This window comes from Caballeronia ptereochthonis, assembly GCF_001545075.1.
GTDB classification, from domain to species: domain Bacteria; phylum Pseudomonadota; class Gammaproteobacteria; order Burkholderiales; family Burkholderiaceae; genus Caballeronia; species Caballeronia ptereochthonis.
Genome location: NZ_FCOB02000018.1, coordinates 142,544 through 154,534, shown reverse-complemented (window position 1 = coordinate 154,534; position 11,991 = coordinate 142,544). Strand labels below are relative to the sequence as shown.

Below are 11,991 nucleotides of genomic sequence, written 5' to 3'. Positions count from 1 at the left end.
TTCCGTCACTCATCGGATGTCCATTTTGAAGCAGCATTCCTTGTATTGCTACATGCCGAGATAGGCGCGTTGCACGCGTTCGTCGCGGGCGAGGGCCTTGGCGTCACCGTGCTGGATGACCGTGCCGCCTTCCAGCACGTAGGCGTAGTCCGCGACGTCAAGCGCGACCTCCGCGTTCTGCTCGACGAGCAGCACGTCGACGCCCGTATCGCGGACCACATGAATCACGCGCGCGATCTTCTCGACCACGGCGGGCGCGAGCCCGATGGTCGGCTCGTCGAGCAGGAGCATGCGCGGCGCGGACATCAGGGCGCGCGCCACCGCCACCATCTGCTGCTGGCCGCCGCTCAGCGTGCCGGCGGGCGCGCCGAGCTTCGGCACCAGATCGGGGAAGTAGCCGAGACAGCGCTCGAGATCGGCCGCGACCGCGCGAGCGTCGTCGCGACAATATGCGCCCAGCTCGAGGTTCTCGCGCACGGTCATGCCGCCGAAGAGGCGTCTGCCTTCGGGCACGAGACAAAGCCCGTGCCTCACGCGAACGTCCGCCGATGCGCCCTTCATCTCCTGGCCGTTCAGCTTCACGCTGCCCGCATTGGCCTTGATGAGGCCCGCGACGCACTTCATGAGCGTCGACTTGCCCGCGCCGTTCGCGCCGACGAGCGTCACGACCTGGCCACGGCGCACTTGCAGGCTCGCGCCGCGCACGGCGGGCACCGCGCCATAGCTGATCGACACATCGCTCACGTCCAGCACGATTTCGTCAGTGCCCATGGTTTGCTCCGAGGTAGGCTTCGATCACGCGCGGATCGCGGCGAATCTCGTCCGGCGTGCCGGTCGCGAGCATGCGGCCGTGATGCAGCACGACGATGCGGTCGCACACCTGCATCACCGCCTTCATGTTGTGCTCGACGAGCAGCACCGAGCTGCCGAACTCATCGCGGATGCGCTCGAACACGTCGAGCGTCGCCGCGACTTCCGTCTGATTGAGTCCGGTGAGCGGTTCGTCGAGACACAGGATGCGCGGACGCGACGCGAACGCGATCGCGATGCTCACGAGCCGCTGCAAGCCGTGCGGCAGGATGCCGGCGATCTCATCGAGCCTGCCTTGCAGGCCGAAGAGGCCCGCGGTCTCGCGCACGCGCTCTGCTCGTTCCGCACGCGGCAAGGCGCCGAGCGTGCCGATCAGGATGTTGTCGGCCACGCTCATGCTGCGCATCAGGCTGCCGTGCTGGAAAGTGCGCACGAGCCCTTTTCTGCTGATCCGCTCGGGCGACATGCCCGTCGCGTCCGCGCCGTCGATGAAGAGCCTGCCGCGCGTTGGCGTGTAGAAGCCGCTGATCAGATTGAACGTCGTGCTCTTGCCCGCGCCGTTCGGTCCGATCAGTCCGAGCACTTCGCGCTCGCGGATCTCGAAGCTCAGCTCCGACACCGCGAGCAACCCGCCGAAGCTGCGCGCGATGTCCTTCGCCTCGAACAATGGAGTGGCTGTCTGCATCACACGCCTCCGTTCGGACGAGCGAGCGCGGCGCGGCGTGTCTTCGCGCTGGCCATGCGGCCGCGCAGGAGACCCATCAGGCCACCGGGCAGCAGCAGCATCGCAATGACGATGGCCGCGCCGTAGAAGATATGCTCGCTCGCGCCGAGGCCCATCGTGAAGCTGCCGAGCAACACGAGCAGGATCGCGCCCGCAACCGGCCCGAGCGGATGATGCTCGCCGCCGACCTTGAGATAGGCGAGCGCGAGCGTCGACAGCAGGAAGCCGAAATCGGGCGGGCTGATGACGTTGTTCGCGAACGCGTGCAGGGAACCGGCGATGCCCGTCACGAAGCAGGAGATGCAGAAGCACGCGATCTTCACGAGATGCACGCGAATGCCGACCGAGCGCACGACGTTCTCGTTGTCGCGCACGGCGATCAGCAGCTTGCCGAACTGCGACGTCTCGATCGCATGCAGCACGAGCAGCAACACGCCGACGATCAACACGACGAACGCGGGAAAGCCCGTGCCGAACGCGGCGGGCGGAAAGATGCCCACCATGCCCGAGTTGCCGCCGAGCCAGTCCGAGCGCGTATAGACGATGCGCATGACCTCCGCGAACGCAAAGCCGATCAGCAGGAAATACGGCCCTTTCGCGCGCAGCGTGATGAAGCCGAACACCGCGCCGATCGCGCAGGCGAGCACACCGCTCAGCAACAACGTCACGGGGAACGGAATGTCCCACAGCGTCGTGCATACGCCGGCCGTATACGCGCCGATGCCGAAGAACGCGGCGGTGGCGAAGTTCAGTTCGCCCATCAACAACACGAAGCGCAGGCTCGACGCGGTCAGCGCGGCGATCGCGCACCACACGACGAGATCGGCCGCGTAGCCGCCGCCGGCGAAGAGACTGGCGGCGCCGAGCGCCAGCACCGCTAGCCCCCAGAACGGGAAAGACCTGTCAGGCATGACCGAGCACTCCTTTCGGGCGAACCAGCAGCACCAGCATGACGAGCACGAAGATCGCGAGATTCGCGCTCGACGGATCGAAATAGAAGCCGCCGAAGCTCTCGATGAACGCGATGAAGAGACTGCCGAGAATCGCGCCCGGCACCGAACCCAGCCCGCCGATCACGACCGCGATGAAGCCCTTCACGAGATAGCTTTCGCCGAATTCCGGCGAAACGATCGACACCGGCGCGATCAGCGCGCCCGCGATCGCGCCGAGCGCCGTCGCGACGACGAAGCCGCGAAATGCGATCGCGTTGTAGGGAATGCCTTGCAGCATGGCCGCTTCGTGATCGATGGAGACGGCGCGCATCGCGCGGCCCAGGCGCGTCGCGTCGAGCGACCACAGCAACCCGCCCGCGAGCGCCACGGCCACCGCGCAGAGAATCAGGCGCTGCGTGGCGAGCGTCGCGCCGAAGATCGCAACGTTGCCGTCGACGAGCGGCGGCACCGAGCGCACCGCGCCGCCGAATACATCCCGAAAGATGCCTTCGAAAAGCAGCACGAAGCCCGCCGACAGAATGAACGAGCCCGCCAGGTCGCGCTGAAAGCGGCGGAACGCGAAGCGGAACACGAGCGCGCCGAGCGCCGAGGCGAGCACCACGCCCGCGACGAAGGCCGCCAGATACGCAAGCTGCACCGGCACGCCGCGCGCGACGAGCCACGGAATCGCGACCGACACGATCAGCGCGGACAGCGTGAAGAACTGCCCGTGCGCGAAGTTCACGATCCGCAAGACGCCGAAGATCAGCGTGAGGCCGAGCGCGAACAGGACGTAGACCGAGCCGATCTGCAGCGCGGTCAACGTGAGCTGGAAGAGTGTCTGCATGACTGCTCCGCATCCTCGACGTGCGTTATTGGCCGGTCCGCTGCTTCAGTTCGGCCGGGCTGATGCGTGCGAGCTCCACGAGCTTCTCGCCCTGAATCTGCGTGACGATCACCGGCACGAGAATCTGCTGCGGGCTGCCGTAGACGCCTTTCTCGCCGAACGCGGCGCGTCCGTAGAACGAATCGAACGTGACGTTGGGCAGCGCGCTCGCGACCGCCGCGGGCTCGACGCTCTGCGCCTTCTCCATCGCGGCCTTGAGCGCCTTCACGGAATCGTAGAAGCCGATCTGCACCGCGTTGAGCGACTCGCCCGTCAGTGCGCGCGCGCCCTGATTCAACTCGCGCTGACGCGCCGTGACGCCCGGGCCGTCGAAGGTGACCGCGGCGCCGAGATACGCGCTGTCGACCGCGCGGCCGCCGGTTGCGAGCAGGCCGTCCGCGCCGGTGCCAACCTCGACCACCTTCACGCCGCTCCAGCCCATCGCGCCGAGCTCCTTGAAGACCAGGCCGCCGTCGGCCGGCGGGCTCGAGCACAGGTCGACGACATCCGGCTTCAGGCCCGCGAGCTTTGCCGCGACCGGCTGAAACTCGGTCGTGCCGCGCTCGTACCAGTCGCTCGCGACGACCTTCACGCCCACCGCTTCCCATGCCTTGCGCGCGAGCTTCTCCGTTTCCTGGCCTGTCGCGTCGTTCGGGTTGAGCAGCGCGACGGTCGTGATCTTCGGATTCGCTTCCTTCACGTAGCGTACGAGCGGCGGCGCGATTTCGATCGGCGTGTTCATCTGCGTGAAGGTCAGCGGATACTTCGGGCCCTTGATGCTCGCCCCCCACGACGTCGTGAAGAGCACCACGCCCTCGCGCTCCGTGCGCGCCTGCAACGCGCGCGTGGGCGCCGTGCCCAGCGCGCCGCCGATGAACTTCACGCCGTCCTTGCTCAGCAAGGTCTGCGCGACCCTGGCGCCGTCAGCCGCGTTGTACTTGTTGTCGTACGCGATGCATTCGTAGTTGTAGACCTTGTTCGCGACCTTCACGCCGCCCGCTTTCCGGATCTCGTCGGCGGCCTGCTTGCAGAGCCACTCACCGCCCTTTCCCCAGTTCGCTCCCGAGCCGGAAAGCGGCACGGACAACCCGACCTTGATGATGCCGGGCGCATCGGCGAATGCGCTGGGCACGGCGCCCATCGCGGCCAGCCAGAGCGCGAGCGCGCGTCGCACTGTTCTCCGTACCATGTGTGTCTCCAATCGATCTCGTTATGTGGCGTCCATTTGACGGTCGCGACGCATGAGCGTCAATCGAAGCAGACGAAGTGATCCGTACGTTGAAACGAATGGTGCTGGAGTCGATGGCGCACGGCGTTGCGCAAAGCGTGCGCCGACGCGGCCGCGGGTCGCCATGACGTGATTTCGGCCGATGAAACGAACAGCGGCCGGACATGAAGGCCGGCCGCCGTTCGACAGGATGCGGATGCGAGTCCGATCAGATCGGCGGCTTCTCCGGCAGCCCCGAGAAATGATGCTGACGAATGCGCCACTCGCCATCGCGCAGCGCGATGATCCACGTCGTGCGCAAGCGCGATCGCGAGTCACGATTGCCCGGGAATCTGCTCGACAACACGCCGTAGCCCTGCGCGACGAAGCAATCGGACGCGAGCGTCATCACATGCTGCTCCTCGAGTTCGAGCGATGCGGAGTCGATCACGCCTTCATACGACGCAAAGTACGCGCGAATCGCATCCCTGCCGATGGAATGCGCAGGCCTTCCTCCGAAGAAGAGCGCGTCCTCCGTATACAGCGCGGCGAAGGCGTCCGCGTCCCAGCGTTGCGCCGCGGCACTCCATGCGGCATTGACGGTTGCAAGCGCGCGGCGATATTCATCGTCGTTCATTGGTCTTTCTCCATGGACGTCAGCCGCATTTTCACATCGAACATGCGCGCGCGTCGCGTTCAAGTTGTTCGCGATGGTCCGGATGCGCTATCGCGATCATCCGCGGCACGCGCTGCGCGAGCGACAGCCCGCGCAAATCCGCCGCGCCGTATTCGGTGACGATCACGCACGCATCGCTGCGCGGCACGGTCACCGGTCCCGAAACGCGGACGACGATGCGGCCGTGCCTTCCCGCGGTCGAAGGAAGCGCGACGATCGGCACGCCACCGCGGCTCGCCTGCGCGGCCCGCAGAAAATCGCCGACGCCGCCGACCGCGCCCACATACGTGCCCGCCGCGACTTCCGCGTTCACCTGCCCCGTCAGATCGACCTCGACCGCCGAGTTGATCGCGACGAACCGCTCGATCCTGCCGAGCACGCACGGATCGTGCGTGTACTCCGTGCCGCGCAGTTCGAGCGATGCATTGCCGTGCGCGAAGCGCCGCAGCCGCTCCGAGCCGATCAGCACGCCGCCGACCGTGATGCCCGCATCGATCGTCTTGCGCGCGTTGCTGATCGCGCCGCTCTGGGCGAGCGCCGCGATGCCGTCGCCGATGCTGCCGCTGTGCACGCCGAGCTCGCGCCGGTCGGCAAGCGCGGCGAGCACCGCATCGGGAATCGCGCCGATGCCGGTCTGCAGCGTCGCGCCGTCATCGACGAAATCGGCGACATGCCGCCCGATTGCCTGTTCGATCTCGCCGGGCGCGTTCTTCGGATGCTCCGGAAACGCCGCATCCGAGCGCACCAGCAGATCGAGATCCGATGCACGCAGATACGGACCGCCGAAGGTCCACGGCACGCCCGGATGCACTTCCGCGATCACCGTGCGCGCGCCCTTCACCGCCTCGACGAGATACTCGCGCGCGAGACCGAGGCTATGACGGCCCTGCGCATCCGGCGGCGAGACCTGAAGCATGACGACATCGACGCGCAGCGCGCGGCTGCGGATCAAACCGGGAAGCTGTGAATAGTGCGCGGGCAGAATGTCGAGCACGCCGGCGCGCGCGAGCTTGCGGTTCGAGCCGCTGCCGCAATAGGCAAGAAAGTCGATCGAATCAGCATGCTCGGGCTCGAGCACCTCGGCGAACCCGATGCCGAGAAACACGCGAATGCGCGCGAGCCGCCTGCGCGCCCGCACGAGCGCGCGCATCAGCGTGACCGGCTCGGCGTGAGACTGGCCCCACATGATCGTGTCGCCGGGACGGATCAGGCCGTCGAAGTCGATAGCGGTTGATTCCATGCTGCGGAGCGATGCTCGCCTATTGAGTGTTCCGGTCGATTGCAGCATGCGGTACTTTCGAGGGTCAACGCGGCACGAACGACCGTTCCGTACTTTGGCGCTCCCCGGGCTCGCCACATGAAAGCGAATGGCCCATCGTTTCAAACGACGAAACCTGAAATAAAAATCCTCACTCGATAGGATGCTAACGAATAAGCTTCTCGCTATAATCCCGCCGCATGACCCAGCTAGATACATTGCGCCGCTCCGTGAGCAGCACGCTCGTGCTTGCCGCGCGACGCTGGCGGCGCACGAGCCACGGCGTGCTCGCCTCATACGGCGTGTCGGAAGCCTGCGCCGTGCCGCTTCTCACCGCCAACCGGCTCGGCGCGGCGGTGCGTCAGGTGACGCTCGCGGAACATGTCGGCATCGAGGGGCCGTCGCTCGTGCGGCTGCTCGACCAGCTCTGCGCGGCGGGCCTCGTGCGTCGCGACGAAGATCCCGAGGACAGGCGCGCCAAGACCATCACGCTCACCGACGAAGGCCGCGCCGTCACCGCGCGCATGGAAGCGCGCCTCGTCACGCTGCGCGCGCGATTGTTGAAGGGCGTGACCCGCGAGGATCTGGAAACGACGCTGCGCGTGCTCCACGCCTTCAGCGCGCCGGCCGATGCAAAGATCCTCGCCGCGATGGCCGCGGCCGAGGAGCCCGCCAAGCCTGCCCGGCTCGCCGGAAAGCGCGGAGCGTAGCACCATGTCCTTTCCTTCCGCGCGCGAGTGGCTCTTTTCCGCAAAGACCTTCGCCGCCGCGATGATCGCGCTTTATATCGGCCTCGCGCTCGAATTGCCGCGTCCCTATTGGGCGATGGCGACCGTCTACATCGTCTCGAATCCGTTCGTCGGCGCGACGCGCTCCAAGGCGCTCTATCGCGCGCTCGGCACGATGATCGGCGCGGCCGGCGCGGTGCTGATCGTGCCGCCTTTCGTCGAGTCGCCGTTTCTGTTCAGCGTGATCGTCGCGTTGTGGACGGGCACGCTGCTCTATCTGTCGCTGTTCGACCGCACCGCGCGCAGCTATGTGTTCATGCTCGCGGGCTACACGCTGCCGCTGATCGCGCTGCCCGCCGTGACCAACCCGACGACCGTCTTCGATCTCGCGATCACGCGCACCGAGGAGATCCTGCTCGGCATCGTGGTGGCGAGCATCGTCGGCAGCGCGGTGTTTCCGAGCCGTCTCGCGCCAACGCTCATCGAACGGACGGACGCATGGTTCCGCGACGCTGTCTTCTACGCGAGCGAAACCCTCTCGGGGCATATCGCGGGCGCATCGATCTCGGCGGCGCGACAGCGGCTCGCGGCGACAGTCAACGGCCTCGAACTCCTGCTGAGCCAGCTGACCTACGATCACACGCGGCCCGACATCATCCGCCGCGCGCGCGCGTTGCAGGGCCGCATGCAGATCTTCCTGCCGCTGATTTCGTCGATGGCCGATCCGCTGATCGAACTGATCGACAAGCACGGCAAGCACCCTGAAGGACTCGACAAGCTGCTCAAGGACGTGGCCGCGTGGGTCGCCTCGCCCGCGCCGCGCGCGGAGAAGGCCATCGAAAACGAGCGCGAGCCCGATGCGCTGCGCGAACGTGTGGCCGCGATGCGCCCATCTGTCGAAGCACTGGCGAGCGCCGAAGGCGCGCTGCTCTCGAATGCGCTCTGGCGTCTCGGCCAGGTCATCGACGTATGGCAGGACATTCGCGCGCTGCGCGCGGCCATTCTGAACGAGACGAGCGAATGGCGTCCGCACTTCCGTCACTGGCGTCTCGGCGGCACGGCGCGCTTCTTCGATCGCGGCATGATGCTGTTTTCGACGGGCGTCGCGGTGAGCGCGATCATCGTCGCGTGCGGACTGTGGATCGAATCGGGCTGGAACGACGGCGCGGGCGCCGTGACGCTTGCGGCGGTCTCGACCTGCTTCTTCGCCGCGCTCGACGAGCCCGCACCGCAAGTGTTCAAGTTCTTTCTCGCGACCTGCATGAGCGTGGTGCTCGCCGGCCTTTACGTGTTCGTCGTGCTGCCGCACGTGCACGACTTCCCGATGCTCGTGCTGATTTTCTCGGGGCCCTTCCTCATCATCGGTACGCTGATTCCGCAGCCGCGCTTCACGCTCGTGACGCTGCTCGTCGCGGTGAACACGGCCACCTTCATCAGCATCCAGAGCGCGTACGAAGCGAACTTCTTCGTCTTCGTCAACAGCAATCTCGCGGGCGTCGCGGGCCTGCTCTTCGCGTTCATCTGGACGCGCATGACGCGCCCCTTCGGCGCGGAGCTCGCCGCCGAGCGCCTCACGCGCTCGGCGTGGGCGGATATCGTGTTGAGCGCGTCGTCGGCGGAAGTCATCGAGGATCAGCGCAATCTGTACGCGCGCATGCTCGACCGCCTGATGCAACTGCTGCCCCGTCATGCGGCGACGGACTCGCATCGTCATCCGTCGATCGAAAGCTTCCGGGATTTCCGCGTCGCGTTGAATGCGCTCGATCTGCGCCGCACGCGCCGCAAGCTCCCCCTCGAATTGCAGACATCGGTCGACGATGTGCTCGACGCATTGCGCCGCTACTTCGAACTGTGCATCGCGCGGCGCTCGCGCCAGCCCGTGCCGCCCGAACTGATCCGCAACATCGACGCCACGAGCGCCCAGGTCACCTCACGCGCCATTGCGCAATCGCAAGCGGTCGATCCCGTCGCCGAGCGCTGGCTGCGCGATACGCTGCACGCACTGGTCGGCATGCGCCTGTCGCTGCATCCGCCCGCGACGCAAGCGCAACCGGGCGCAGCCAACGGCGCGCCGCCGCGCGAGGAGCCGGCATGACCCTCGTCCTTCATCTTTCACCGGAACGCCACACATGATCGGCGAAATCGACATTCTCGGCGTGTTCGTGCCGGCCGTGCTCGTGCTGATGTTCATCGCCTATCTCGTGAATCTGGCGATCCGCACCGTGCTTGCGCGCGTCGGCTTCTATCGTTTCGTCTGGCACCGTTCCATTTTCGATCTCGGCATCTATGTACTGGTGCTGGGTCTTGTCGTCATCGTTTCGCAGCGGCTCATCACGTGAAAAAAACCTGGTTCTCCCTCGGGCAGATTCTGCTCACGCTCATCGTCGTCACGATCGCGGCCGTCGTGCTGTGGAAACTCGTCGACTACTACATGTTCGCGCCGTGGACGCGCGACGGTCATGTGCGCGCCGACGTGATCCAGGTCGCGCCCGACGTCTCGGGCCTCATCACCGACGTGAAGGTCGTCGACAATCAGCAGGTCAAGAAAGGCGACGTGCTCTTCGTGATCGATCAGGCGCGCTATGCCCTCGCACTGCGCAATGCACAGGCCACCGCGCAGCAGCGCCGCGCCACGCTCGACCAGGCGCGTCGCGAAGATGCGCGCAACCGCACGCTCGGCAATCTGGTGGCGCGTGAAGTGGTCGAGGAGACGCATTCGCGCGTCGAACAGGCGGCGGCCGCGCTCGCCGATGCGGAAGTCGCCATCGATACCGCGCGCCTCAACTTGCAGCGCACGGAAATCCTGAGTCCCGTCGACGGCTATCTGAACGACCGCGCGCCGCGCGTCGGCGAGTTCGTGTCGGCGGGACGCGCGGTGCTGTCGGTGGTCGACATGCACTCGTTCCGGGTCGATGGCTATTTCGAGGAAACCAAGCTGCGCGGCATCGACATCGGCCAGCCGGTCGATATCAAGGTGATGGGCGAGCCGAACGTCTTGCGCGGACATGTGCAGAGCATCGTGGCGGCCATCGAGGACCGTGATCGTCAGCAGAGCCCGAGCCTCCTGCCGAACGTGAATCCCGCATTCAGCTGGGTGCGTCTCGCGCAGCGCATTCCGGTGCGCGTGACGCTCGATGAGATTCCCGCCGACTTCCGCATGATCGCGGGCCGCACGGCGACGGTATCGGTGCGCGGCATCGGACCCTCGATCGGCAAGCGCGCGGCGTCGGAGACATCGCCTGCTTCCGCGCCGGCGCCGACTTCGAGCGTGTCGGCACCCGCAACCGCTTCGGGTGCTTCGCAATGACCGGCGTGCGGATCGTGAAAGCGATAGCCATCGCTGCTTCGTCGGCGTTCGCGCTGTTCGGCTGCACGACGGTCGGCCCGGACTACAAGCTCCCGGAGAACGCGACCGTCAACGCAGCGTTTGCAAACGCGGCCATCGACGGCGCCGATCGGGCACCCGTCACGCAGGGCGCGGTGCCGTCGAAATGGTGGCGCCTCTACGACGACCCCGTGGTCGATCAGCTCGTCACGCAAGCGCTCGCATCGAATGCGGATTTGCGCGTGGCCGCTGCAAATCTCGCGCGCTCGCGCGCCGAGGTCGAATTCGCGAACCAGCAAGGCGGGTTCTCCGGCAAGACATCGGCGGCGTTTCAACGCGCGCAGGAATCGGCGGAACAATATCTTTTGACGGAGAAGCTTCCCGTCGTCAACGAAGGCGCGCTCGATCTTTCCATCTCGTACGAGCTCGATCTGTTCGGCAAGCTCAAGCGCGGCGTCGAGGCGGCGAACGCCGACGACGAGGCCGTGGAAGCCGCGCAGGACCTCGCGCGCATCACGGTGGTCGCGGATGTCGTGCGCGCGTATGTCGAATCGTGCTCGGCAGCGGAAGAACTGGAGATCGCGCAGAAATCGCTTGCCTTGCAGAAGCAGCGCGTGAAGCTCACACAGCGTCTGCGCGATGCGGGCCGCGGCAATCAATCGGAAGTCACGCGCGGACAGACGCAAGCCGAAACGCTCGCCGCCGATATCCCCCGCTTCGTCGCGCGCCGCCGCGTCGCGCAATATCGTCTCGCCATGCTGCTCGCGCGTGCGCCTTCCGACTTGCCGAAGGCGGCGCTTGCCTGCAGGAAGCTGCCGAAGCTGCGCGCGCCGATTCCCGTCGGTGATGGCGCCGCGCTGCTGAAGCGCCGCCCCGACGTGCGTCAGGCCGAACGGCAGCTCGCGTCATCGACGGCGCGCATCGGCGTGGCGACGGCGGCGCTGTATCCATCGGTGAGTCTCGGCGCGTCGGTGGGGTCGGTGGGCGTCGCGGAAGACCTGTTCGGCGCGAACACCAATCGCTGGGCGTTCGGGCCGCTCATCAGCTGGAGCTTCCCGATCAACGGCCAGCGCGCCCGCGTGCATCAGGCCGAAGCGGCGACGAACGGCGCGCTCGCGCATTTCGACGGCGTCGTGCTGAAGGCTTTGCAGGAAACGCAAAGCAGCCTCGCAAACTACGCTTCCGACACCACGCGCGCCGATGCATTGCGCACCGCGTACAAGTCGGCGATCGAATCGGCGGATGAAACCAATCGGCTCTATCGCGCGGGCCGCGAGTCGTTCCTGAACGATCTCGACGCGACGCGCACGCTCACCGGCGTCGCGGCGCAAGTCGCGGCCGCCGAGGGCCAGGTCGCCATCGATCAGGTGAATCTGTTCCTCGCGCTCGGCGGCGGCTGGGAAACCGACGAAGCCATCGCGCAAGACGCGAAGGGAAAATAGGCG

Annotated in this window: 12 protein-coding genes; 5 read left to right on the top strand and 7 right to left on the bottom strand. The window is 66.4% G+C overall.

The genetic code is table 11. The annotated features are described in order from the left end of the window. Nucleotides 1–48: 48 nt before the first annotated feature. The 7 genes from AWB83_RS20115 to AWB83_RS20085 form a co-directional block, all read right to left on the bottom strand. Nucleotides 49–771: an ABC transporter ATP-binding protein gene (locus tag AWB83_RS20115; RefSeq protein WP_087047370.1), complete on the bottom strand. Its 723-nt coding sequence runs from the start codon at nucleotides 769–771 to the stop codon at nucleotides 49–51. Continuing rightward, nucleotides 761–1,495 (bottom strand): ABC transporter ATP-binding protein, encoded by a 735-nt coding sequence (locus AWB83_RS20110; protein ID WP_087047369.1) that lies wholly within the window; start codon nucleotides 1,493–1,495, stop codon nucleotides 761–763. Before AWB83_RS20110 ends, AWB83_RS20115 begins: the two co-directional genes overlap by 11 nt. After that, entirely contained in the window at nucleotides 1,495–2,445 is a 951-nt protein-coding gene (locus AWB83_RS20105) for a branched-chain amino acid ABC transporter permease (protein ID WP_087047368.1), read from the bottom strand. The genes AWB83_RS20110 and AWB83_RS20105 overlap by 1 nt, the downstream gene beginning before the upstream one ends. Next, on the bottom strand, nucleotides 2,438–3,313 hold the full coding sequence (locus AWB83_RS20100; RefSeq protein WP_087047367.1) for a branched-chain amino acid ABC transporter permease: 876 nt from the start codon (nucleotides 3,311–3,313) through the stop codon (nucleotides 2,438–2,440). Before AWB83_RS20100 ends, AWB83_RS20105 begins: the two co-directional genes overlap by 8 nt. Nucleotides 3,314–3,338: 25 nt before the next feature. Further along, nucleotides 3,339–4,541: an ABC transporter substrate-binding protein gene (locus AWB83_RS20095; RefSeq protein ID WP_087047366.1), complete on the bottom strand. Its 1,203-nt coding sequence runs from the start codon at nucleotides 4,539–4,541 to the stop codon at nucleotides 3,339–3,341. Between the two features lie 247 nt (nucleotides 4,542–4,788). Further along, nucleotides 4,789–5,196, bottom strand: coding sequence for a YybH family protein (locus AWB83_RS20090; protein WP_087047365.1), 408 nt, complete (start codon nucleotides 5,194–5,196; stop codon nucleotides 4,789–4,791). Nucleotides 5,197–5,227: 31 nt separating this feature from the next. Beyond that, nucleotides 5,228–6,475 (bottom strand): acetyl-CoA hydrolase/transferase family protein, encoded by a 1,248-nt coding sequence (locus AWB83_RS20085; protein ID WP_087047364.1) that lies wholly within the window; start codon nucleotides 6,473–6,475, stop codon nucleotides 5,228–5,230. A 218-nt stretch (nucleotides 6,476–6,693) separates the two neighbouring features. On the opposite strand from AWB83_RS20085, the gene AWB83_RS20080 reads away from it, so the two are divergent. The 5 genes from AWB83_RS20080 to AWB83_RS20060 are packed head-to-tail and all read left to right on the top strand — an operon-like array spanning nucleotide 6,694 to nucleotide 11,988. Continuing rightward, nucleotides 6,694–7,203, top strand: a complete 510-nt coding sequence (locus AWB83_RS20080; RefSeq protein ID WP_087047363.1) for a MarR family winged helix-turn-helix transcriptional regulator — start codon at nucleotides 6,694–6,696, stop codon at nucleotides 7,201–7,203. A gap of 4 nt (nucleotides 7,204–7,207) precedes the next feature. Beyond that, entirely contained in the window at nucleotides 7,208–9,316 is a 2,109-nt protein-coding gene (locus tag AWB83_RS20075) for an FUSC family protein (RefSeq protein WP_087047362.1), read from the top strand. A gap of 34 nt (nucleotides 9,317–9,350) precedes the next feature. Next, nucleotides 9,351–9,560, top strand: coding sequence for a DUF1656 domain-containing protein (locus AWB83_RS20070; protein WP_087047361.1), 210 nt, complete (start codon nucleotides 9,351–9,353; stop codon nucleotides 9,558–9,560). After that, nucleotides 9,557–10,528: an efflux RND transporter periplasmic adaptor subunit gene (locus tag AWB83_RS20065; RefSeq protein ID WP_087047360.1), complete on the top strand. Its 972-nt coding sequence runs from the start codon at nucleotides 9,557–9,559 to the stop codon at nucleotides 10,526–10,528. The genes AWB83_RS20070 and AWB83_RS20065 overlap by 4 nt, the downstream gene beginning before the upstream one ends. Further along, on the top strand, nucleotides 10,525–11,988 hold the full coding sequence (locus AWB83_RS20060) for an efflux transporter outer membrane subunit (RefSeq protein ID WP_087047359.1): 1,464 nt from the start codon (nucleotides 10,525–10,527) through the stop codon (nucleotides 11,986–11,988). Before AWB83_RS20065 ends, AWB83_RS20060 begins: the two co-directional genes overlap by 4 nt. The last annotated feature ends 3 nt before the right edge of the window (nucleotides 11,989–11,991 follow it).

Excerpts from the sequence above, each read along its gene's own strand:
- AWB83_RS20080 (WP_087047363.1), top strand. The coding sequence starts at position 6,694 with ATGACCCAGCTAGATACATTGCGCCGCTCCGTGAGCAGCACGCTCGTG.
- AWB83_RS20115 (WP_087047370.1), bottom strand. The coding sequence starts at position 771 with ATGGGCACTGACGAAATCGTGCTGGACGTGAGCGATGTGTCGATCAGC.
- AWB83_RS20085 (WP_087047364.1), bottom strand. The coding sequence starts at position 6,475 with ATGGAATCAACCGCTATCGACTTCGACGGCCTGATCCGTCCCGGCGAC.
- AWB83_RS20105 (WP_087047368.1), bottom strand. The coding sequence starts at position 2,445 with ATGCCTGACAGGTCTTTCCCGTTCTGGGGGCTAGCGGTGCTGGCGCTC.
- AWB83_RS20090 (WP_087047365.1), bottom strand. The coding sequence starts at position 5,196 with ATGAACGACGATGAATATCGCCGCGCGCTTGCAACCGTCAATGCCGCA.
- AWB83_RS20070 (WP_087047361.1), top strand. The coding sequence starts at position 9,351 with ATGATCGGCGAAATCGACATTCTCGGCGTGTTCGTGCCGGCCGTGCTC.
- AWB83_RS20095 (WP_087047366.1), bottom strand. The coding sequence starts at position 4,541 with ATGGTACGGAGAACAGTGCGACGCGCGCTCGCGCTCTGGCTGGCCGCG.
- AWB83_RS20100 (WP_087047367.1), bottom strand. The coding sequence starts at position 3,313 with ATGCAGACACTCTTCCAGCTCACGTTGACCGCGCTGCAGATCGGCTCG.
- AWB83_RS20075 (WP_087047362.1), top strand. The coding sequence starts at position 7,208 with ATGTCCTTTCCTTCCGCGCGCGAGTGGCTCTTTTCCGCAAAGACCTTC.
- AWB83_RS20060 (WP_087047359.1), top strand. The coding sequence starts at position 10,525 with ATGACCGGCGTGCGGATCGTGAAAGCGATAGCCATCGCTGCTTCGTCG.
- AWB83_RS20110 (WP_087047369.1), bottom strand. The coding sequence starts at position 1,495 with ATGCAGACAGCCACTCCATTGTTCGAGGCGAAGGACATCGCGCGCAGC.